Raw genomic sequence first — 21,478 nt, 5'->3', positions numbered from 1 at the left:
ACGCTGTAGTCTGCGGACATGCCTATGTGGATCATCCCGATCATCTCGATCGTCAGCGCCGTGCTCATCGCCATCCTCTTCGTGGGTGGTTTCCCCAAGGATGACCACTGATCAACCCGCTTTGGCCTCACGCTTGCGCGTGAGGACCGCGGCGGCCGCACCGCCCGCGGCGCCCAGCGCCAGGGCGGTCGGCACGCCCACCTTCGCGGCCTTGCGCCCGGTGCGGAAGTCGCGAATCTCCCACCCGCGATTCTTGGCCACCTCGCGCAGATCCGAATCCGGATTGATGGCCACCGACGTGCCCACCAGCGAGAGCATCGGCACGTCGTTGTGGCTGTCGGAGTAGGCCGTGCAGCGCTTCAGGTTCAGACCCTCGCGAATCGCCAGGGTGCGCACCGCGTGCGCCTTGCCGAGCCCGTGCAGGATGTCGCCCACCAGGCGGCCGGTGAACACGCCGTCGCGGCTCTCCGCGACCGTGCCCAGCGCACCCGTGAGACCCAGTCGCTTGGCGATGACCTGCGCCAGCTCCACCGGGGTCGCGGTGACCAGCCACACCTGCTGACCGGCGTCGAGATGCATCTGCGCCAGCGCGCGGGTGCCCGGCCAGATCTTGTCGGCGATGATCTCGTCGTAGATCTCCTCGCCCAGTTCGGCCAACTCGGCGGTGGAGCGCCCGGCGATGAAGGACAGCGCCTTCTCCTTGCCGCTGGCCATATCGGCGCTGCTCTCCTTGCCGCTGACCCGGAATTTCACCTGCTTCCAGGCGATATCCACCAGGTCCGAGGTCTTGAAGTACTTGCGCGCCGCCAGTCCGCGCGCGAAATGCACGATGGACGCGCCCTGCACCATGGTGTTGTCGACATCGAAGAACGCCGCCGCGGTGAGGTCGCGCGGCACCGATTCGGCGACCGGCTCCTCGGCCTCGTGCAGGGCCAGCGCGGCCTCGGCGCTGGCCTCGCCCGCCAGATTGGCGCGGACCTCCTCCTCCGTCGGGCCGAACGGACTGCGGGCGATCCGGGTGAACTGGTCCTGCAGACCACCCCAGCGGGTGGGAAATTCACCGAATCGTCCCGCGATGAAACTCGTCCTCGCCTCTTTCGATCGTTCCGGCACCAGTACCTCCGCGGGGTTCACGTGAACACGTCCACAGTATCCCGGTCCGATGGCCGGAACGTAGACGGCGATCGACAAGTGTTGAATGACGCTATGAGTGATCCCACCCCGCAGGTGACCTTGCTGACCCGCGCCGGGTGCCAGCTGTGCACCCTCGCACTCGAACAATTGCGCGACATCTGCGCGGAATTCGGCATCGAACCCGCCACCGTCGACGTGGACGAGGCCGCGGCCACCGATCCGGGATTGCGCGCCGAATACGGTGACCGGCTGCCGGTGGTCCTGCTGGACGGGCGGGAACACAGCTATTTCGATGTGGACGAACCGCGATTGCGGGCCGATCTCGCGCGGTGAAACGCGGCGTGGACGCCGGGCTCGATTTGCGGCGCGTCCCGTAGCGGTGTCCGCACGATAGGGGTTGAATGACCCACGGGGCCGGAGCCCGGCACAAAGTGACTGAATTCACCGACTTTGTGAAGGGCTGCACAAGCGGTTACGGTGGTGGCACGCAACCCGCCTCGAGGGTATCTCGGGGGCAGTGGTAGCAGCCCCTAGAACCCGACATGACCTGCACGCGACCGCCTCGCGACGGTCGCCCCGGCGTCGGGTCGACAGCACGAAACCCGGACACCCACCCCCGGCCGGACGAGGAGCGCAAGCGACGTGACAGAGCAGCATGAGACGCCCGGTGGCGTCTCCGGCAGGGCTCTGCAGAAGGACATACCGCAAGCCACGGTAGCGCGGCTCGCCACGTATCTCCGGGTGCTCGCCGTTCTCGCCGACGAAGGTACGGCCATCGTATCGAGTGAGGAACTGGCTGTCGCGGCGGGTGTCGGTTCCGCCAAACTGCGCAAGGATCTTTCGTTCCTCGGACCCAACGGCGTGCGCGGGGTCGGCTACGACGTGATCAAGTTGCGCGACCGCATCGAGGACGTGCTCGGCCTGTCCGAGGGCCACCGCGTGGTGCTGGTGGGCGCGGGCAATCTGGGCCGCGCGCTGATCGGCTACGGCGGCTTCCGGCGGCGCGGCTTCTCCATGGTCGGCATCTTCGACAACGATCCGGCGGTGATCGGCACCACCGTGAGCGGGCTGCCGATCCGCGACGTGGCCGAGCTGCCCCGGGCCATCGGCCTGCTGGAACCGACCATCGCGGTCATCACGGTCCCCGACGCGGCCGCGCAGGGGGTCTGCGACCTGCTGGTCGAGGCCGGTATGCAGAGCATTCTGAGCTTTTCCCCGGTCGCCTTGGACGCGCCCGACGCCGTGGAGGTGCGGCGGGTGGACCTGGCGGTCGAGATGCAGTTGCTGTCCTTCGAACGCGCCCGCAACGCCGAGCTCGAGGCCGCCGAATCCGAGGTGGCCGCCGGGGAGACGGTGGGCGCGGATACCGTGCGCGCGGCGGCCGACGCGGCGCTGGAGCGCACCGTGCACACCGCCGAACGCGGCACGCGGCGGGTGACGCCGATTCAGACTTCTCATGCGGCAATGGAGCCAACCAAGGGATCGGTGGTCACGCCATGAGTGTGCTGCTCGTCGGTATTTCACATCGGAGCGCGCCGGTCGCGGTGCTGGAGAAGGTCGCGATCACCTCCGACGACCGGCCCAAGCTGACCGACAAGATGCTTTCCTCCAGCCACGTCTCGGAGGCCATGATCGTGTCCACCTGCAACCGGGTGGAGATCTACGCGGTGGTCGACGCCTTCCACGGCGGGCTCGGCGAGATCAGCGACATGCTCACCAAGCACTCCGGGCTACCGCTGCCCGAACTCACCAAGCACGCCTACGTGCGCTACGCCGAGGCCGCCGCCGAGCATCTGTTCGCCGTCGCCTCCGGCCTGGACTCCATGGTGGTCGGCGAACAGCAGGTGCTCAGCCAGATCCGCGCCGCCTACGCCGCCTCCGACGCGCAGCAGGCCGCCGGGCGCACCCTGCACGAGCTGGCGCAGCACGCGCTGCGGGTGGGCAAGCGGGTGCACTCCGAAACCGGTATCGACCGGGCGGGCGCGTCGGTGGTGTCGGTGGCGCTGGATCGGGCCCGCATGGTGCTCGGCGCGGCGGAGATGAGCCGCGAGGCCGCCGCCAGCGTCAGCGAAACCGCTGTGACGCCGTACGATTCGGCGCTCATCGGCCGCACCGCGCTGGTGCTCGGCGCGGGCGCCATGGGCGGACTCGCGGTGGCGCAGCTGGCGCGGGCCGGGGTCGGGCGCGTCATCGTGGTGAACCGGACCCTGGAGCGGGCGCAGCGCCTGGCGCGCACCGCCACCGATATGCACGGCGTCACGGCCGATGCCATGGAGATGTCGCGCATGGTCGAGGCCATGGCGGCGGCCGACGTGGTGGTCACCTGTACCGGCGCGGTCGGCGCGGTGGTGACCCTCGCCGACGTGCACCGCGCCCTGGCCGGTCGCCCGCACCAGCACCTGGTGATCTGCGATCTGGGCCTGCCGCGCGATGTGGAGCACGCCGTGGCCGGACTGCCCGGCGTGACCGTCATCGACATGGAGACGCTGCAGCGCGACCCGTCGGCCGGGGCCGCTGCCGCCGACACCGTCGCAGCGCGCGGAATCGTCGCCGACGAGCTCGCCAAATACCTCGCCGGACAGCGCATGGCCGAGGTCACCCCGACCGTGGCCGCGCTGCGCCAGCGTGCGGCCGAGGTGGTCGAAGCCGAACTGCTGCGCCTGGATTCGCGGCTGCCGAGCCTGGCCGCCGACGACCGCGAGGAGGTGGCGCGCACCGTGCGCCGCGTCGTCGACAAACTGCTGCACGCACCGACGGTGCGGGTCAAGCAGCTGGCCTCCACACCGGGAGGCGACAGCTACGCCGAAGCGCTGCGTGAGCTGTTCGAACTGAAACCAGGTGCGGCACAAGCGGTCGCCGCACCCATGGAGATCGCGGCGCTCGGGGAGCTCGCCGACGATTTCACCGCCGCACATCTCGGGGACGAACAGGGGCCCAACTCATGACCGGAGCGATGGTGCACGGAGATCAGGACACGAGGGCGCGCGGCACGGTCGAATCACCGTGGCGCATCGGTACCCGCGGCAGCCTGCTGGCGCTGACCCAGGCGGGCACCGTGCGCGACGCCCTGATCGCGGCGGGCCAGCACGCCGAACTCGTGATCGTGAAGACCGCGGGCGACAAGTCGTCGGACCCGGTCGAGAAGATCGGCGTCGGCGTGTTCACCGCCGCCCTGCGCGAGGAATTGGCCGCGCAGACCGTCGATATCGCGGTGCACTCCTACAAGGACCTGCCGACCGCGCCGGACGAGCGCTTCACCATCGCGGCCGTGCCGCCGCGCGAGGATCCGCGCGACGCCCTGGTGGCGCGCGACGGCCTGGTCCTCGGTGAGCTGCCCGCCGGTTCGGTCATCGGCACCTCCGCGCCGCGCCGCGCCGCCCAGCTGCGCGCGCTCGGCTTGGGTCTCGAGGTGGTGCCGCTGCGCGGCAACCTCGACACCCGCATGCGCAAGGTGGCCGAGGGCGAACTCGATGCCGTGGTGGTGGCGCGGGCCGGACTGGTCCGCATCGGCCGCACCGACGTCATCACCGAAAGCTTGGAACCGGTGCAGATGCTGCCCGCCCCCGCACAGGGTGCGCTGGCGGTCGAGTGTCGCGCCGAGGACACCGAACTCGCGACCATCCTGTCCGCGCTCGACGACCCGGGCACCCGTGCCGCGGTGGCCGCCGAGCGTGCGCTGCTGGCCGAACTCGAGGCCGGTTGCACCGCTCCGGTGGGTGCGCTGGCCGAGGTCGTCGAATCGCTCGACGACGACGGCCGGGTGGTGGAGGAGTTGTCGCTGCGCGGTGGCGCGGCGGCGATCGACGGCTCGGACGTGATCCGGGCGTCTGTGGTCGGCTCGCTCGCGAATGCCGCTGAGCTGGGCCGTTCATTGGCGCGTGAGCTCTTGGAGCTGGGGGCGCGCGACCTGCTCAGCGCCCCCCCGGTAGGCGCTGCCGTTGACAGCAATCCCAGCCCGATGGAGAACAACCCATGACTGAGCGCAGCGAAGGAATCATGAGCACAGGGCCGTCGGCCGTGACCGTATCGAGCGCCGGCGAGGTGCGGGCATGAGCCGGGCCGCCAAGAAGCACCCCGGGCGGATCCTATTCGTGGGATCCGGTCCGGGTGATCCGGCGCTGCTCACCGTCCGGGCCCGCGAGGTGCTCGGGCGGGCGACGCTGGCGTTCACCGATCCCGATGTCGACAAGGGCGTGCTGGCGCTGATCGGCACCGCGGTCGAGGCGGGCCCCGACGGGGAGCGTCCCGTCGATGTGCGCCCGGCGCTCGGCGATCCGAGCGAGGTGGCCAAGACTCTCATCTCCGAGGCGCGGGCCGGGCACGATGTGGTGCGCCTGGTCTCCGGTGACCCGCTGACCACCGATTCGGTGATCCAGGAGGTCAATTCGGTCACCCGCTCGCACATGGTGTTCGAGGTGCTGCCCGGGCTGCCGTCCGGTGCGACGGTGCCCGCGTACGCGGGTATCGCCCTGGGCTCCAGCCACACCGAGGTGGATGTGCGCGGCGAGGTGGACTGGGCGGCCGTCGCGGCCGCGCCGGGTCCGCTGGTGCTGCACGCCACCTCCGGGCATCTGGCCGAGACCGCGAGCGCGCTGGTGGAGCACGGGCTCGCGCCGCAGACCCCGGTGGCGGTGACCGTGCGCGGCACCACCCGGCAGCAGCGCACCATCGAGGCCACGCTGGCGACGCTCAACAACGCCGCGTCCGAACTGGTCGGCCCGCTCGTGGTGACGGTCGGCAAGGAGGTCGAGAAGCGCTCCAAGATGTCGTGGTGGGAGTCGCGGGCGCTGTACGGCTGGACCGTGCTGGTGCCGCGCACCAAGGAACAGGCCGGTGAGATGAGCGAGAAGCTCGTCATGCACGGGGCCATTCCGATGGAGGTTCCCACCATCGCGGTGGAGCCGCCGCGCTCGCCCGCGCAGATGGAGCGCGCGGTGAAGGGCCTGGTGGACGGCCGCTACCAGTGGGTGGTGTTCACCTCCACCAATGCCGTGCGCGCGGTGTGGGAGAAGTTCGGCGAGTTCGGGCTCGATGCCCGCGCGTTCTCCGGTGTGAAGATCGCCTGCGTGGGCGAGGCCACCGCGGAGAAGGTGCGCTCGTTCGGCATCAACCCCGAGCTGGTGCCGTCGGGGGAGCAGTCCTCCGAGGGCCTGCTGGCCGACTTCCCGCCCTACGACGACGTTTTCGATCCGGTCAACCGGGTGCTGCTGCCGCGCGCGGATATCGCCACCGAGACCCTCGCCGAGGGGCTGCGCGACCGTGGCTGGGAGATCGACGATGTGACGGCCTACCGCACCGTGCGCGCCTCGCCGCCGCCCGCGGAGACCCGCGAGATGATCAAGACCGGCGGTTTCGACGCGGTGCTGTTCACCTCGTCCTCCACCGTGCGGAACCTGGTCGGCATCGCGGGTAAGCCGCACGCGCGCACCATCGTCGCCTGCATCGGCCCCAAGACCGCCGAGACGGCCATCGAATTCGGTCTGCGCGTGGATGTGCAGCCGGATGTGGCGCAGGTCGGACCGCTCGTCGAGGCGCTCGCCGAGCATGCCGCGCACCTGCGCGCGGAAGGTCTGCTCCCGCCGCCGCGGAAGAAGAGCCGCCGCAGCAGCCGGTAACCGGCCGCGAACTTCGACGCCAACGGGCCCCGCACTCGAAACGTGCGGGGCCCGTTGCCTTCCCCGGTGACCCCGGAGTCCTCATCTCTCTCCGAGGCCGTGCCCGGGCCGCGTCGGCCGACTCGGTTCGACCGAATCCGACCGCCGCAGTTCATCGCGGCCCTCTCCACTCCTAGGGCAGGTGCCGCTCCGCCGCAACCGCTGGGCCGGGCGGCCAGCCGCGAACCGCTGGGCCGCGGGCGGCCAGCCGCGGACCGCTGGGCCGCGGGCGACCAGCCGTGTGCCGCCTGTCGCCCCACGCCTCGGCGCAGATCGCTCGAACGTGTTGGCGCAGATCGTTCGAACTCGGGCCGGGTCCACGCCGGATCGGATTCGGTGTGGGGTGTGCCGGTATCCCGCACCGGAATGGCGCGGTGCGGGATACCGGCCGGCGTCGGCGGTGGGCGGCGCACCCCCATGGCCAGCGCCGCCCACCGCCGTCGTGGTTCAGCGGCGGGCTTGCATGAGGCGGCGGACCATGCGGCAGGTGGTGGGGGAGGGCGGATGGACGCCGATCACCTCGGCGGTGTGGTGGATCTTCTCGTCGGTGACCTGGTCCGGGGCGAACGCACCCGCGTCGAGCAGGGCGATGGCCAGGCGCATGGCCTTGAGTCGGCGGTTGTGGGCGATGTACCAGGAGCGGGGCCGTCCGGCGGGTAGCGGCTGCTTGACCAGCGGACGCCAAGCCTCGGCGATGGAGTCCCCCTTCTTCGGGACGGTTGCGGTGGGCAGGGTGGCGATGGCAGCGAGCACGGTCGATCCTCTCGTCGCGATCGGGGCCGCCCGATGCGATCCCTCGAACATGTATTCGATTCTACCCGCTGCCTCCGACAAAATCCGCTGCTCACAGTGGGTTGAGCGGGTGCACCCGGGTCGCGAACTCTAGCGTGGCCTGCCAAGCTGTCAACTGCACGCCGCCGACGGCGGCCAACCGCTCACCGGCGGCTTCAGCGGCGCGCCCGTCTGGGACGCGGGCAGTGCGGCCGTGGTGGGGATGGCCGTGGCCGCCGACCGTCGCCGCCTGACCCGCACCGCGTTCATGATCCCGGTGAACGAGGTGCTCGGCCTCGACCCGGATTCGCTGCCGAACCCGTATCGCGGCCTGGAACCGTTCGGGGAGAACGACTCCCACCTCTACTACGGGCGCGGTCCGGATATCGACCGCGTGGTGGCGGCGCTGGGTGAGCTGTCCGTGGTGGCGGTCGTCGGCCGCTCCGGAATCGGGAAGTCGTCCCTGGTGCGCGCGGGCGTGGTGCCGCGCCTGCGCGCCGAGGGCGTGCGGGTCGTGTACCTGAGTGCTGAAACATCCTGGACGGCAACCGAGCCCGAAGCATCGCGGACGGCAGCCGAGCCTGAAGCGTCGCGGGTGGCAGTCGAGCCCGCAGCGTCGCAGGTGGTAGCGGAGCCCGAAGCGTCGCAGGTGCCAGCCGAGTCCGAAACATCGTGGGCAGCAGTTCCCCGAGTAGGTCGGCGAGCTCCGCGTCGACTGTCGCCGATTCCCGATTCGCTTCCATTCCCACCTCGCGCCAGCCACCGACACCGCGCTGTGCACCTTACGGCACCATCGGCACGCACTGTTCGGCGGAGCGCGCATCGGTCGAGAGTATTCGCAGGTCGAACGCATTTCCCGGACGGGGGTGGACCGTCCCGCGCCGCGTTCACGCCGGGGGCATATCATCGCCCTATGACCGGATTGGACCGCCCACGGCGGTTGCGCCGTACACCTGCACTGCGTCGGCTCGTCGCCGAAACCACCGTCGAGCCACGGCATTTGGTTCTGCCCATGTTCGTCGCCGACGGGATCGACGAGCCCCGCGAAATCTCCTCCATGCCGGGCGTGTACCAGCACTCCATGGATTCGCTGCGCAAGGCGGCCGTCGAGGCGGTCACCGCGGGCGTTGGTGGGCTGATGCTCTTCGGCGTGCCGAAGCCGGAGGACAAGGACGCGGCCGGGAGCGGGGCCAGCGACCCCGACGGCATTCTCAACCGCGGCCTGCGGGCGCTGGTGCAGGAGGTCGGCGGCTCCACCGTGGTCATGGCCGACACCTGCCTGGACGAGTTCACCGACCACGGCCACTGCGGTGTGCTGAGCCCCGACGGCGCGGTCGACAACGACGCCACCCTGGACCGCTATATCGACATGGCGCTGGCGCAAGCCGAGACCGGGGCCGACCTGCTCGGCACCAGCGGCATGATGGACGGCCAGGTGGCCGCCGTCCGCGCCGGGCTGGACGCGGCCGGACATATCGACACCGGCATCCTGGCCTACGCCGCCAAGTACGCCTCGGCCTTCTACGGCCCGTTCCGCGAGGCGGTCGGTTCGTCGTTGCAGGGCGACCGCCGCACCTATCAGCAGGATCCGGCCAACCGCCGCGAGGCCGTTCGCGAACTGGATCTGGATCTGGCCGAGGGCGCGGACATCGTCATGGTGAAACCCGCCATGTCGTATCTGGACATCCTGCGCGAGGTCGCCGACCGGTCCACGGTGCCGGTGGCCGCGTACCAGATCTCCGGTGAGTACGCCATGATCACCGCCGCCGCGCAGAACGGCTGGATCGACCGGCGCGGCGCGATTGTGGAGTCGCTCACCGGAATTCGGCGGGCGGGCGCGGATATCGTGCTCACCTACTGGGCGACCGAGGCCGCGCACTGGTTGTCGTGAATCGAATCGCTCCATCGACGGGCCCGCGGCCCGTCCCCGAGGATGTCCGCACCGCCACCCAGCTCTGGTGGGCCGCGCTGGCCGTTGGCGTGGTGCAGGTGATCGCCACCGTGCTCACACAGTTCGGGCAGCGCAGAGAACTGGCCGAGGAGTTCTTCGATCAGGTGCGGGCCGATCAGCCGACGGCCACCCTGGCGCAGGTCGAACTCATGGTGATGGTGGTGCTGGTCATCATGGCCGTGCTGTGGCTGGCGCTGCTGGGCGCGGGCGCGGCGGTGGTGTATCAGCTGGGGCGCGGAAAGTCTTGGGCTCGAACGGTTCTCATGGTGCTCGGCGTCTTCCTGGTGGTGGGCGGACTTGGTGCGCTGTTCGGGCCGGGCACGGGCGGCATCGCGGGTCTGGTGGCCGGCGGCGCGTCCATCGTGCAGGCGGTGCTGGCCGCCGGGGCCGTATTCCTCTGCTACCGCGCGGAATCCGACGCGTACTTCCGTCCCGGGCCGCGGTGAGCGCACCGGAGTTTGTACCAGCCGGTAGGCGCGGTATGGTGAGGACAGTCACAGGGAAATTGGGAACCGGAAGTCGGGCATCATCCGTTGGGCAATGGTGCGCTCGGCTCCGGTGGTTCGGAGGCAATGATGCGAGTGGTGATTCAGCAGCCGCACAGCCTTCGGCGAGATCTGCTGGTGCTGAGTCTGTTGATTCTGTTCGGACTGCTCACCCTCGCCGTGCTGTTGATTCCGGGGCTCGTCGGCTGACCCCCATGACCGAGACGCCGGGCCTATGACCGACGCGCCAGCGGCCCCCGCGCCTCCGGTGCTGTTCGCCGAGCCGGGTGCGCGCTGGCGGACCATCGCCTACGGTCCCGCCCTCTGCGGTCTCATTCTGGTGCTGGAAGTGGTGCGCGGCGGCGCGATCCACTGGTTCGGGCTGGCGTTCTGCGCGGCGCTGCTCGGCGGATTCGTCTGGTTGCAGGTGGTCGCCGGACGACGGCACATCAGTGTCGAGCTCACCGACACCCACCTGCGCCAGGGCACCGAACTGCTGCCGCTGCGGAATATCGCGGCCGTGCTGCCGGAGTTCGACGAGGAGTCCTGGGATGATGAGGACTGGCAGTCGGCCAGGGCACTGGGCGAACTCACCGGGGTGCCGCGGCGACGCGGCGGGATCAGACTGAAGTTGCGCGACGGCGGTCTGGTGCAGGCGTGGGCGCGCGATCACCGCACGCTGCGCGCCGAGCTCACCGCCGCGCTGGAACGGCTGCCGGATATCGAGGAACGGGACGAGGAGAAGGGGGCGCGCTGATGCGGTGGCGTGCCGTGCTCGCCGAATTTCTTCTGGTGCCGCTGTGCGGGGTGGCGGCGGTGTGGAGTTGGCGGCGAGGTGTTCAGACCAGCTGGTACGCGCCCAATGGCGATATACCGGGCTTCGAGGCGATGCGCTACGCGGGCCCGTGGTTGCTGCTGGCCGCGGTGGCCGTGGCGGTCGGCGGGTTGCTGCTCATCGACATCGTGGCGCGCACGCGCCGGGACATCGTGGCGCGCACGCGCCGGGACGCCGTGGCGCGCACGCGCCGGGACGCCGTGGTGCGCACGCGCCGGACAACCGCCGGACACTGACGCGCCATCGCGCCGATTGAACGCCCGTCTGGCGGACAATCTCCGAGTATGACGCTCATACCCGTGTTCTCCTGGCTGGATTTGCTACCGGTGCAGCTGAACTGCCTGCTCAGCACCGGGTGGGCGGCGTTCTGCCTGGGTCTGCCGCTGTCCTGACGACCTATCGCGTCCAATTCTGATACACGTCCAGCACCCGCCCGCCGCGGGTGCCGGGCGCGTTCAGGAACACCACGACCGAGCCGTCGGGATGCTGCGCCGCCTCCATCAGCACCTGCCGCAGTGAGGCGTGCACGCCGCCGTTGTCGTCCCGGTAGATCCGAGTCTCCGGATGCAGCCCCGCCCCCATCCGGTTCAGCGGCACGAACATGCTGACCACGGCCGGCAGCGGTCCGGACGCCGCCATCGCGGTCTCCTCGTGTGAGAGGTGCATTCCGATCCGTCCCTGATCCGGTTGGACGATCGGCACTCCCGCGCTGGCTTGTCCCGCCCCGAGCGTCAGTCCCGCCACGGCGGCGAACAGTCCCGCGCCGAAGAGTGCGATCCGCATGAACTTTTCCTCCTGTGGTCCGAAAATGCCCTGGTGCTCGAGATTACGCACCAGCAACTATGCAGCGAATGATTGACGCGCCGTGTGCGTTGGACCACCCCACTACACCCTGTCGTCGACGGTGGATCGGGCGGCTGCGACACTGGAAGCCGTGAGTTCTTCTCCGCGTCTGAGCCAGGCATCGGTGCCGGTCTCCGCCCAACTCTTCGCACGCGCCGCCGACGTGATCCCGGGTGGCGTGAACTCGCCGGTGCGAGCCTTCAAATCCGTCGGTGGGACACCACGCTTCATCGCCTCCGCACGCGGCTGCACGCTGACCGACGCCGACGGCAACGACTACGTGGATCTGGTGTGCTCGTGGGGGCCGATGATCCTGGGACACGCGCACCCGGCCGTGGTCGAGGCCGTGCAGCGCGCCGCCGCCGGTGGCCTGTCGTTCGGCGCGCCCACCGAGGCCGAAATCGAACTGGCCGAGGCCATCGCGGCGCGGGTCGCCCCGGCGGAACGGGTGCGACTGGTGAACTCCGGCACCGAGGCGACCATGAGCGCGGTGCGGCTGGCCCGCGGTTTCACCGGGCGCTCCAAGATCATCAAGTTCTCCGGCTGCTACCACGGACACGTGGACGCGCTGCTGGCCGACGCCGGTTCGGGCGTCGCCACCCTGGGCCTGCCCACCTCGCCGGGCGTCACCGGGGCGCAGGCCGCCGACACCATCGTGCTGCCCTACAACGACCTGGACGCCGTGGCCGCCGCCTTCGCCGCCCATCCGGGGCAGATCGCGTGCGTCATCACCGAGGCCGCCGCGGGCAATATGGGCGCGGTCGCACCGCTGCCCGGCTTCAACGCCGGACTGCGGCGGCTCACCGCCGAGCACGGCGCGCTGCTCGTCATGGACGAGGTCATGACCGGCTTCCGGGTGAGCCACTCCGGCTGGTACGGCATCGACGGCGTCGCCGGTGACCTCTACACCTTCGGCAAGGTGATGAGCGGGGGGCTGCCCGCCGCGGCCTTCGGCGGGCGCGCCGAGATCATGAACCACCTCGCGCCGCTGGGCCCGGTGTACCAGGCGGGCACGCTGTCCGGGAATCCGGTCGCGGTCGCCGCCGGTCTGGCCACGCTGCGCGCCGCCGACGACTCGGTGTACGCCACGCTGGACAAGAACGCGCAACGCCTCGGCGGACTGCTTACCGAGGCACTCACCGCCGCCGGTGTCGGTCATCGGGTGCAATTCGCGGGCAATATGGTGAGCGTGTTCTTCGCCGACACCCCGGTCACCGACTACGCCGCCGCCAAGGCCAGCGACACCTGGCGCTTCCCGGCGTTCTTCCACGCGCTGCTCGACCACGGCGTGTACGCGCCGCCGAGCGCGTTCGAGGCATGGTTCGTCTCCGCGGCGCTCGACGAGGACGCATTCGACCGTATCGCCGCCGCCCTGCCCGCGGCCGCCTCCGCCGCGGCCGCCGCCACCCCCGAAGGATCCGCGTGAGCTCCGACCACCCCGACACCGGTCTGCCGGCCCCCTCGACCCAGCCCGTCTCCACCGCCGACGCCGCCCGCCTGCTGAACTCCCTGCGCCAGGCCGAGCGGGATGTCGCCGAGCCGAGCCAGGCGGGCGGGGGTGACGAAACCGCCTCCGGCACAAGCGCACCGGCGGCAGGCCCGGATTCCGCAGGCATCGGCGCGGCAGCCTCGGCCGCTGCGGAAACCGCTGTGCGCGCGGATGATTCGCGGCTGGTCGACTCGCCCGCCGCCGATGCGCGCGAGTCCACCGCGGCCGCCGATCCGATCGACGTCGTGGTAGCGCACGCCGCGAGTTCGGCCGTTTCGCCCGACAGCGTTTCGGCGGACGCACCCACCGAATCCCCGGCAGCCGAGGTGGGCGTTGCCGAACCGGACGCCGCGATCACCGCGTCGGTTCCCTCGGATGCCACGGATTCCCGAGGCGAGCCGGTATCGGCGGCGGACGCCGACAGCGCCGCGTCCGCCGGAGCGCCGGACGGCGACCACCTCTCTGCCACAGGCGATATCGTGCTGCCGGGCGAGGTGGCCAGCGACGTCGAGACCATCGTGCACGTGCTGCGGCACGGGGAGGTGCACAACCCCAAGGGCATCCTGTACGGCCGCCTGTCCGGCTTCGGACTCTCGGTGGCGGGCCAGGCGCAGGCGCAGGCCGTGGCGCGTTCGCTGCGCGACCACGACATCGCGCTGGTGGTGGCCTCGCCGCTGCAGCGGGCGCAGGAGACCGCGGACCCCATCGCCACCCAGCACGGGCTGCTCATCCGCACCGACGACAACCTGATCGAGGCCGGGAACACCTTCGAGGGCCTGCGCGTCGCCGCCCGCGACGGCGCGCTGCGCAAGCCCCGGCACTGGCTGAAGCTGCGCGACCCGTTCACCCCGTCCTGGGGCGAGCCGTACCTCCAGATCGCGCACCGCATGCTGGCCGCGGTCAACAAGGCCAGGGTCGAGGCGGCGGGCCGCGAGGCGGTGCTGGTCTCGCATCAGCTCCCGGTGTGGACGCTGCGCCGCTTCCTGCAGGGCCAGCGCCTGTGGCACGACCCGCGCCGCCGCCAGTGCTCGCTCGCGTCGCTCACCTCCCTGGTCTACCAGGGCGACACCCTCATCGACATCGTCTACTCCGAGCCCGCCGGGGCCACCGATCCGACGGTGACCGGGGCATGACCGGTCAGCGCCGAGAGCAGGCCCCGCGTACGAACGCGGGGCCACCGTCCGTGCCGGGGGGACGCCGCGGGAGCCGCGCCGTCGGCTCGGGCGGACCGCTCCGGCGCATCGCGGCCCCCGCCGCGCCCCGGCGCGTGCTGTCGATCCTGCTGGCGAGCGTGTGCCTGGTCGCCGCGCTCGCGGGCTGCTCGACGGCGGGCAAGGACGCGGTGGCTCAGGGCGGCACCTTCGATTTCGTCTCACCGGGCGGCGAGACCGACATCTTCTACGATCCGCCGTCGAGTCGCGGCACCATCGGCCCGCTGTCCGGGCCGGACCTCATGACCGACGGCAAGACCACCTCGGTGAGCGATTTCCCGAATCAGGTCGTGGTCATCAATCTCTGGGGCCAGTGGTGCGGCCCGTGCCGCGCCGAGGCCCCCGCGCTGGAACAGGTCTACGAGGCCACCAGGGATTCCGGCGTCGCCTTCCTCGGCATCAATGTGCGGGACAACCAGCAGGACAAGGCGCGGGATTTCGTCACCGACTACAACGTCGGCTACCCGTCGATCTACGACCCCTCCATGCGCACCCTGCTCGCGCTCGGCGGCAAATTCCCCACCAGCGTCATCCCGACCACGCTCATCCTGGACCGGCAGCATCGCGTGGCCGCGGTCTTCCTGCGATCCCTGCTCGCCGAGGACCTCCAGCCGGCCGTCGAGCGCATCGCCGCCGAGGACCCGTCGTGAACGTGACGGTACTGGCCGGGGTCGGTGAATCCTTCCAGCAGACGGCGTCTTCCGGGCCGCTGCTGCTGGCGCTGGGAGCGTGTGTGCTCGCGGGGCTGGTGTCGTTCGCCTCGCCGTGCGTGGTGCCGCTGGTGCCCGGTTACCTGTCGTATCTCGCGGGCCTGGTCGGCGCGGAAGCGCCGCCGGTGACCGTCGAGTCGGCGAAACGGGAAGCGACGCAGGGCGGTTCGACGGCACTGGCCGAGAAAACCGCGAAAAACCGTGCGCGCCTGCGGGTCGCGGGTGCGGCCGGGCTCTTCGTCGCCGGCTTCACGGCGGTGTTCGTGCTGGCCACGGCCACCGTCTTCGGCGCGATCCAGGCGCTGAACGTCAATCGTGAACTGCTGCAACGGGTCGGCGGTGTGGTCACCATCGTCATGGGCCTGGCCTTCATCGGCCTGATTCCGGCCCTGCAGAAGGACACTCGCATGGAGCCGCGCCGCCTCAGCGGCATTGTCGGCGCGCCCCTGCTCGGCGCGGTGTTCGCGCTGGGCTGGACGCCCTGCCTGGGCCCGACCCTGTCCGGCGTCATGGCCGTCTCCGCGGGCACCGACGGCACCACCGCCGCGCGTGGCGTCGCCCTCATCGTGGCCTACTGCCTGGGGCTGGGCCTGCCCTTCGTGATCCTGGCGTTCGGCTCGGCGACCGCGCTGCGCGGTGTCGGCTGGCTGCGCCGCAATTCGCGCACCATTCAGGTGATCGGCGGGCTGCTGCTGGTGGCCGTCGGCATCGCCCTCGTGACCGGGGCCTGGGATCAGTTCGTCTCCTGGGTCCGCGACGCCTTCGTCTCGAATGTGACCCTCCCGATCTGATGACTGCGACCGAAACCCCCACCGCTCCCGCACCTTCCGGCCCGCCGCGACAGTCGCTGCCGGGGCGGGTGCTGGCCACCCTGCGCAATACCTGGCGCGGGCTCACCAGCATGCGCACCGCGCTCATGCTGCTGTTCCTGCTGGCGCTGGCCGCGATTCCGGGCGCGCTGCTGCCGCAGCGCAGCCTGAATGCGCAGAAGGTGGACCAGTACATCGCGGACCGGCCGACGCTGGGGCCGTGGATGGATCGGCTGGAACTGTTCGACGTGTTCGGCAGCTTCTGGTTCACGGCCGTCTACGTGCTGCTGTTCATCTCGCTGGTGGGCTGCATCCTGCCGCGCTGCTGGGACCACTACCGGGCGCTGCGCACCGAGCCGGTCAAGGTGCCGCGCAATCTGTCCCGGCTGCCCTACCACTACGAGGGCGACGAGACCGCCACGCCGGAGCAGGTCGTGGAGCACGCCCGCCGGGAACTGCGCGGCTGGCGCACGGCGGTTCGATCCGGCAGCCGCGAGGGTGAGATCACGGTCTCGGCGGAGAAGGGCTACACCCGCGAACTCGGCAACCTCGCCTTCCACCTCGCCCTGGTGGCGCTGCTGGCGGCCATCGCCATCGGCAAGCTGTTCGGCTACGAGGGCAATGTCATCGTCATCGCGAACAACGGGCCCGGGTTCTGCACCACCTCCCCGGCGGTGTTCGACTCCTTCCGGGCGGGCAATGTCATCGACGGCACCGGCCTGACGCCGCTGTGCGTGCGGGTGAAGAACTTCAAGGCCGACTATCTGCCCAACGGCCAGGCGGAGATGTTCACCTCCGACATCTCCTACCAGGCGGGCTCGGATCTGAGTGCCGACACCTGGCGTGACACCACGCTGAAGGTGAACCACCCGCTGCGTGTGGCCGGTGACCGGATCTACCTGCAGGGCCACGGTTTCGCGCCGAAGTTCACGGTCACCTTCCCGGACGGGCAGACCCGCACCGAGGCCATCCAGTGGCGGCCGGACGACGCGACGACGTTCCTGTCCAGCGGCGTGCTGCGCATCGATCCGCCCGGGGGCATGTATCCCGACGAGGCGGAGCGGCGCAAGAACCAGATCGCCATCCAGGGCCTGTTCGCGCCCACCGGCCTGCTGCACGGTACGTTGCTCACCTCCAGCTATCCGGCCATGACCAACCCCATGGTGGCGGTGGACATCTATCGCGGCGAGACCGGTCTGGACACCGGCCGCGCCCAGTCCCTGTTCACGCTGGATCCGGAGATGATCAAGCAGGGGCGGCTGAACAAGGAGCAGCGGGTCAATCTGTCGCCCGGTGAGTCGGCGACGCTCGCGGACGGCACCACGGTGACCTTCGACGGCGCGGAAGAGTTCGTGAACCTGCAGGTCTCGCACGATCCGGCGCAGGGGTGGGTGCTGGGCAGCTCCATCGTGATGATGGCGGGTCTGCTGGTGTCGCTGCTGGTGAAGCGCCGCCGGATCTGGCTGCGGGTGTACCCCGACGCGGGTGCCGATGACAAACGACGTACCGTAGTAGAAATGGGCGGACTGGCCCGCACCGACCAGGCGGGTTGGGGCGGCGAATTCGACCGCCTACGCACACGGCTGCTGGACCACAGCACGGGAGAATGACTATGCCGATCGACGAAACCCTCGCCGGATACAGCAATCTCGCCTTCAAATCGGCGTTCGTGGTCTACCTGCTGGTGCTGGCGATGCTGATCGTGCAGTACGCCTCGGCCCGCAAGCAGCTCACGGCCGAACGCGAACTGGTCACGGTCGGCGGTTCCGGTTCCGGTGAGGCGCCCGCGATGGGCGTGCCCGGCAAGCTCGCCGAGAAGCCCGCTCCCACGCTGGCCGAACGCTTCGGCAATATGGCTTTCGCGGTGCTGTTCGTGGCGATCGGCCTGCATCTGGCCTCGATCGTGCTGCGCGGGTTCGCGGTGCACCGCTTCCCGCTCGGCAATATGTACGAGTTCATCACCATGGCCTGCGCCGCCGCCATGGTGACGGGCCTGGTCTTCATGTCCGACCGGCGTTTCCGCGCCATGTGGGTGTTCCTGATCGTGCCGGTCCTGGTCCTCATGTACCTGGCGGGCAATGTGCTCTACGCCGAAGCGGCCCCCGTGGTCCCGGCCCTCAAATCCTTCTGGCTGCCCATCCACGTCACCATCGTGAGCGTCGGCTCCGGCATCTTCCTGCTCTCCGGCGTCGCCAGCCTGCTGTTCCTTTTCCGCATGCGCCAGCCCGACGGCCAGGAATCCGACAACCTGCTCGGCTCCCTGGCCCGCCGCCTCCCCGACGCCCGCACCCTCGACCGCCTCGCCTACAAGACCACCATCGTCGCCTTCCCCCTCTTCGGCACCGGCGTCATCCTCGGCGCCATCTGGGCCGAAGCCGCCTGGGGCCGCTTCTGGGGCTGGGACCCCAAGGAAACCGTCTCCTTCATCACCTGGGTCGTCTACGCCGCCTACCTCCACGCCCGCGCCACCTCCGGCTGGCGCGACACCAAGGCCGCCTGGATCAACATCGCCGGCTTCACCGCCATGCTGTTCAACCTGTTCATCATCAACATCGTGGTGAGCGGCCTGCACAGCTACGCGGGGCTGAACTGAGGCTGTCGACCTACCGGCGTCGATCACGCTGATCCGATCGGTGGTCGGCGACAGCTGGAAAAATCTTTGAAATTCTGTCGCCGTGGATGTCGAGAACTGTCGCGCGGCTCCGTCCCAGGGGTACGAGCAGCCGAAACGGCCTCGACAACCGAGAAGGAGCGACCGTCATGCGACCGAACGAGATCACCGCCGTCCTGAACCGTCCGATCAGCCAGGAACTGTTGCAGCGTGACCTGCTGCGCATGGCCTATGTCGCCAAGGACGGCACACCGCGCAATATCCCCATCTCGTTCACCTGGAACGGTTCGGAGATCATTGTCTGCACCACGAAGAACGCTCCGAAGCTGCCCTCGCTGCGGCACAATCCCGAGGTCGCGCTGACCATCGATACCGAGGTGCACCCGCCGAAGATCCTGCTCATCCGCGGGCGGGCGGAGATGGAGGTGGTGGACGGGATTCCGGAGGAGTACCTGCGGATGAACGGCAGCTACGAAATGACTCCGGAGCAGCGCGTCGAGTGGGAGGCCGAGGTGCGGTCGCTCTACGACGGCATGGTGCGGATCGCGATCACTCCGACCTGGGTGAAGCTCATCGACTTCGACACCACGCTGCCCACCGCTGTCGAGGAACTCATCCGGCAGCGCGCCGAGCGTCAGGCTGTCTGAACCGATCATCGCGGCCAGAATGGGCCGGAGCGAACGAGGGAGAACATCATGGCCAAATACCTGCTGCTCAAGCACTACCGAGGTGCGCCCGCGCCGGTCAACGACGTGCCGATGGACCGATGGGCGCCCGAGGAGGTGACCGCCCACGTGCGGTACATGGAGGACTTCGCCGCGCGACTCGAGGCGTCCGGCGAATACGTCGACAGTCAGGCGCTGTCGCCGGAGGGCACTTTCGTCCGCTCCGACGGCGAGGGCCGTCCGCCGGTCACCGACGGCCCGTTCGCGGAGACCAAGGATCTGATCGCCGGGTGGATGATCATCGACGTGGACACCTACGAGCGCGCGCTCGAGCTGGCCGCCGAACTGTCCGCCGCCCCGGGCGCGGGCGGCAAACCGGTCCAGGAGTGGCTGGAGGTGCGGCCCTTCTTCACCGAAATGCCTACGGTGACCGAGTGAACGAAGCGCTGCTGCGCGACCTCGTGCCCGCGGTGATCGGCGTCCTCGTCCGCCGCGGAGCCGACTTCGCCGCGGCCGAGGACGCGGTGCAGGAGGCGCTGATCCGGGCGCTGGAGACGTGGCCGGATGATCCACCGCGCGACGCCAAGGCGTGGCTCATCACCGCCGCATGGAACAAGTTCCTCGATGTGACCCGCGCCGAAACAGCCCGCCGGGGCAGGGAATTCGCCGTGGAAGTCGAACCTCCGCCGGGTCCGGTGCCCGCCGCGGACGACACGCTGTGGCTGTACTTCCTATGCGCGCACCCCAGCCTGTCACCCGGGTCGGCCGTCGCCTTGACCCTGCGCGCGGTCGGTGGCCTGACCACCAGGCAGATCGCCGCGGCCTATCTGGTCCCGGAATCGACCATGGCGCAACGGATCAGCCGCGCCAAGCGCCGCATCGCGGGCCTGCCGCTGGACCGGCCCGGCGATCTCACGACGGTGCTGCGCGTGCTCTACCTCGTCTTCAACGAGGGCTACAGCGGTGCTGTCGACCTGACGGCCGAGGCCATCCGCCTCACCCGCCAGCTCGCCGCCACCACCGATGAGCCCGAGGTCGCGGGGCTGCTCGCGCTGATGCTGCTGCACCACGCCCGCCGCCCATCCCGCACCGATCCGGACGGACGCCTGGTGCCCCTCGCCCGCCAGGACCGATCCCGTTGGGACACCGGACTTATCGCCGAAGGAGTGGCGATTCTGCAGGCCGCGCTGGCCCGCGACCGACTGGGCGAATACCAGGCCCAAGCCGCGATCGCCGCCCTGCACGCGGATGCCCCCGACGCGTCGGAAACGGACTGGGTGCAGATCGTGGAGTGGTACGACGAACTGCTGCGGCTCACCGACAACCCGGTGGTCCGGCTGAACCGCGCGGTAGCGGTCGGCGAGGCCGACGGCCCCCGAGCCGGACTCGCCGCCCTGTCCGACCTCGACCCGAACCTCCCCCGCCACACCGCCGCCCGCGCCTACCTCCTGGAACGAGCAGGCGACCTCGAACAGGCCGCCACCCTGTACGCCGAAGCCGCCCGCACCGCGACCACCCTCCCCGAACGCGACCACCTCACCCGCGAGTCGGCCCGTGTCCGCCGGTCGCTACCCGACCTGGACCGTTGATCAGGGGGAATAGGTGGCGGCATCGCCCGAGTGGCGTCCGCCACCAGTTCCCCTTTGGTCGCACCGCTTCTCGGGTCGGTCGGTGTCGACCAATCGTCCGGGATGCCGGGTGACGTAGCCGGGGATCGCGCGGGTTCGCCTCACCCGCGCGGCGGAAGGGCTCGCGTGAGCAGGGCGTGGATGTGTTCCGGGTCGGCGTCGTGGTCGTCGAGGAGGATCGAGGTGCACAGGCCGTCGGTCAGGGCGACGAAGGATTCGATGACGGTGGGGTCGGTGGTGCGGGTTCGGGCGAGTTCGGCGACGCCTTCGCGCCAGCGGCGCGCCACGGAGCGGAGGGCGGGGCGGCGGGCCGCCAGGGTGGAGAGTTCGCGTTCGGCGAGGGCGCGTTCGCGGCCGGGGCCCGCGGATTCGGCGATGATGCGGGCGAGGCCGTCGAGGGGATCGGCGGCGGTGGCGACGAGTTGGCGGATGCGGTGGGTGTAGGCGTCGGTCACGCTGGTCAGGGCCGCGACCAGCAGGTCGTCGAGGGTGGCGAAGTAGTAGAGGGTGAGGCTGGTGGTGATGCCTGCCTCCTTGGCGACGGTGCGGTGGGTCACCCCGGCCGCGCCGTCACGGTTGACGACGGTCAGCGTCGCCTCGATGATCTGGGCCCGGCGGCGTTCACCGCGCACCTTGCGGCCGTCGACCGTATCCGGATGAGTCACCGTTCTCCCTCTCGCCG

The 21,478-nt window shown here is 70.1% G+C and carries 23 protein-coding genes and 1 pseudogene; 19 read left to right on the top strand and 5 right to left on the bottom strand.

All coding sequences use genetic code 11. The features are described from left to right. Positions 1-111: 111 nt before the first annotated feature. Complete coding sequence (locus QMO76_RS21235; protein ID WP_306363211.1) at positions 112-1,035, bottom strand: HAD family phosphatase; 924 nt, start codon at positions 1,033-1,035, stop codon at positions 112-114. A 171-nt stretch (positions 1,036-1,206) separates the two neighbouring features. Between QMO76_RS21235 and QMO76_RS21230 the strand changes: the two genes are divergently transcribed. The 5 genes from QMO76_RS21230 (at position 1,207) to QMO76_RS21210 (ending at position 6,749) form a co-directional block, all read left to right on the top strand. Further along, positions 1,207-1,467 carry a glutaredoxin family protein gene (locus tag QMO76_RS21230; RefSeq protein WP_306363069.1) on the top strand — a complete coding sequence of 87 codons (261 nt, stop codon included), beginning with the start codon at positions 1,207-1,209 and terminating at the stop codon, positions 1,465-1,467. A 309-nt stretch (positions 1,468-1,776) separates the two neighbouring features. Next, complete coding sequence (locus QMO76_RS21225) at positions 1,777-2,634, top strand: redox-sensing transcriptional repressor Rex (protein ID WP_029926077.1); 858 nt, start codon at positions 1,777-1,779, stop codon at positions 2,632-2,634. After that, the gene (locus tag QMO76_RS21220; protein WP_306363068.1) at positions 2,631-4,079 is read left to right on the top strand and encodes a glutamyl-tRNA reductase; all 1,449 of its coding nucleotides are present in this window, start codon (positions 2,631-2,633) and stop codon (positions 4,077-4,079) included. The genes QMO76_RS21225 and QMO76_RS21220 overlap by 4 nt, the downstream gene beginning before the upstream one ends. 8 nt (positions 4,080-4,087) lie before the next feature. Beyond that, a complete protein-coding gene (hemC, locus tag QMO76_RS21215) occupies positions 4,088-5,110 on the top strand; it encodes a hydroxymethylbilane synthase (protein ID WP_306363210.1) in 1,023 nt (340 codons plus the stop codon). A 73-nt stretch (positions 5,111-5,183) separates the two neighbouring features. Further along, the gene (locus QMO76_RS21210; protein ID WP_306363067.1) at positions 5,184-6,749 is read left to right on the top strand and encodes a bifunctional uroporphyrinogen-III C-methyltransferase/uroporphyrinogen-III synthase; all 1,566 of its coding nucleotides are present in this window, start codon (positions 5,184-5,186) and stop codon (positions 6,747-6,749) included. Positions 6,750-7,235: 486 nt separating this feature from the next. On the opposite strand, the gene QMO76_RS21205 is transcribed toward QMO76_RS21210, so the two are convergent. Both QMO76_RS21205 and QMO76_RS21200 read right to left on the bottom strand, forming a co-directional pair. Further along, positions 7,236-7,592, bottom strand: a complete 357-nt coding sequence (locus QMO76_RS21205) for a hypothetical protein (RefSeq protein ID WP_306363066.1) — start codon at positions 7,590-7,592, stop codon at positions 7,236-7,238. Between the two features lie 40 nt (positions 7,593-7,632). After that, positions 7,633-7,920, bottom strand: coding sequence for a hypothetical protein (locus tag QMO76_RS21200; RefSeq protein WP_306363065.1), 288 nt, complete (start codon positions 7,918-7,920; stop codon positions 7,633-7,635). Between QMO76_RS21200 and QMO76_RS35390 the strand changes: the two are divergent. The 5 genes and pseudogenes from QMO76_RS35390 to QMO76_RS21180 all read left to right on the top strand — a co-directional run. Next, positions 7,828-8,082: pseudogene (locus tag QMO76_RS35390) on the top strand (hypothetical protein); the annotation flags it as partial. The gene QMO76_RS21200 and the pseudogene QMO76_RS35390 overlap by 93 nt on opposite strands. Positions 8,083-8,472: 390 nt before the next feature. Next, positions 8,473-9,450 (top strand): porphobilinogen synthase, encoded by a 978-nt coding sequence (gene hemB / locus QMO76_RS21195; protein WP_306363064.1) that lies wholly within the window; start codon positions 8,473-8,475, stop codon positions 9,448-9,450. Continuing rightward, positions 9,447-9,956 (top strand): hypothetical protein, encoded by a 510-nt coding sequence (locus tag QMO76_RS21190; RefSeq protein ID WP_306363063.1) that lies wholly within the window; start codon positions 9,447-9,449, stop codon positions 9,954-9,956. Before hemB ends, QMO76_RS21190 begins: the two co-directional genes overlap by 4 nt. Before the next feature lie 274 nt (positions 9,957-10,230). Further along, positions 10,231-10,752, top strand: a complete 522-nt coding sequence (locus tag QMO76_RS21185) for a hypothetical protein (protein ID WP_306363062.1) — start codon at positions 10,231-10,233, stop codon at positions 10,750-10,752. Then, entirely contained in the window at positions 10,752-11,066 is a 315-nt protein-coding gene (locus QMO76_RS21180) for a hypothetical protein (RefSeq protein ID WP_306363061.1), read from the top strand. Before QMO76_RS21185 ends, QMO76_RS21180 begins: the two co-directional genes overlap by 1 nt. 160 nt (positions 11,067-11,226) lie before the next feature. On the opposite strand, the gene QMO76_RS21175 is transcribed toward QMO76_RS21180, so the two are convergent. Then, positions 11,227-11,613, bottom strand: a complete 387-nt coding sequence (locus QMO76_RS21175) for a hypothetical protein (protein ID WP_306363060.1) — start codon at positions 11,611-11,613, stop codon at positions 11,227-11,229. A 151-nt stretch (positions 11,614-11,764) separates the two neighbouring features. Between QMO76_RS21175 and hemL the strand changes: the two genes are divergently transcribed. The 9 genes from hemL to QMO76_RS21130 all read left to right on the top strand — a co-directional run bounded on the left by hemL (position 11,765) and on the right by QMO76_RS21130 (position 20,757). After that, positions 11,765-13,099, top strand: coding sequence for a glutamate-1-semialdehyde 2,1-aminomutase (hemL, locus tag QMO76_RS21170; protein WP_306363059.1), 1,335 nt, complete (start codon positions 11,765-11,767; stop codon positions 13,097-13,099). Positions 13,100-13,644: 545 nt separating this feature from the next. Next, positions 13,645-14,295 carry a histidine phosphatase family protein gene (locus QMO76_RS21165; protein ID WP_306363209.1) on the top strand — a complete coding sequence of 217 codons (651 nt, stop codon included), beginning with the start codon at positions 13,645-13,647 and terminating at the stop codon, positions 14,293-14,295. Further along, positions 14,292-15,023, top strand: coding sequence for a TlpA disulfide reductase family protein (locus tag QMO76_RS21160; RefSeq protein WP_306363058.1), 732 nt, complete (start codon positions 14,292-14,294; stop codon positions 15,021-15,023). Before QMO76_RS21165 ends, QMO76_RS21160 begins: the two co-directional genes overlap by 4 nt. Positions 15,024-15,025: 2 nt before the next feature. Next, on the top strand, positions 15,026-15,874 hold the full coding sequence (locus QMO76_RS21155; protein ID WP_306363208.1) for a cytochrome c biogenesis CcdA family protein: 849 nt from the start codon (positions 15,026-15,028) through the stop codon (positions 15,872-15,874). After that, on the top strand, positions 15,874-17,502 hold the full coding sequence (locus tag QMO76_RS21150) for a cytochrome c biogenesis protein ResB (RefSeq protein ID WP_306363057.1): 1,629 nt from the start codon (positions 15,874-15,876) through the stop codon (positions 17,500-17,502). The genes QMO76_RS21155 and QMO76_RS21150 overlap by 1 nt, the downstream gene beginning before the upstream one ends. Positions 17,503-17,504: 2 nt before the next feature. Beyond that, the gene (gene ccsB, locus QMO76_RS21145; RefSeq protein ID WP_306363056.1) at positions 17,505-18,485 is read left to right on the top strand and encodes a c-type cytochrome biogenesis protein CcsB; all 981 of its coding nucleotides are present in this window, start codon (positions 17,505-17,507) and stop codon (positions 18,483-18,485) included. A 167-nt stretch (positions 18,486-18,652) separates the two neighbouring features. Further along, the gene (locus QMO76_RS21140; RefSeq protein WP_306363055.1) at positions 18,653-19,150 is read left to right on the top strand and encodes a pyridoxamine 5'-phosphate oxidase family protein; all 498 of its coding nucleotides are present in this window, start codon (positions 18,653-18,655) and stop codon (positions 19,148-19,150) included. Positions 19,151-19,198: 48 nt separating this feature from the next. Next, positions 19,199-19,606 (top strand): YciI family protein, encoded by a 408-nt coding sequence (locus QMO76_RS21135; protein ID WP_306363054.1) that lies wholly within the window; start codon positions 19,199-19,201, stop codon positions 19,604-19,606. Then, positions 19,603-20,757 carry an RNA polymerase sigma factor gene (locus tag QMO76_RS21130; RefSeq protein ID WP_306363053.1) on the top strand — a complete coding sequence of 385 codons (1,155 nt, stop codon included), beginning with the start codon at positions 19,603-19,605 and terminating at the stop codon, positions 20,755-20,757. The genes QMO76_RS21135 and QMO76_RS21130 overlap by 4 nt, the downstream gene beginning before the upstream one ends. Before the next feature lie 140 nt (positions 20,758-20,897). On the opposite strand, the gene QMO76_RS21125 is transcribed toward QMO76_RS21130, so the two are convergent. Continuing rightward, positions 20,898-21,461: a TetR/AcrR family transcriptional regulator gene (locus QMO76_RS21125; RefSeq protein WP_306363052.1), complete on the bottom strand. Its 564-nt coding sequence runs from the start codon at positions 21,459-21,461 to the stop codon at positions 20,898-20,900. Between the last annotated feature and the right edge of the window lie 17 nt (positions 21,462-21,478).

It is taken from the genome of Nocardia sp. CC227C (assembly GCF_030767025.1).
Taxonomy (GTDB): domain Bacteria; phylum Actinomycetota; class Actinomycetes; order Mycobacteriales; family Mycobacteriaceae; genus Nocardia.
Note: the sequence above shows the minus strand (reverse complement) of the source record. Positions and strands in the feature narration are given on the sequence as shown.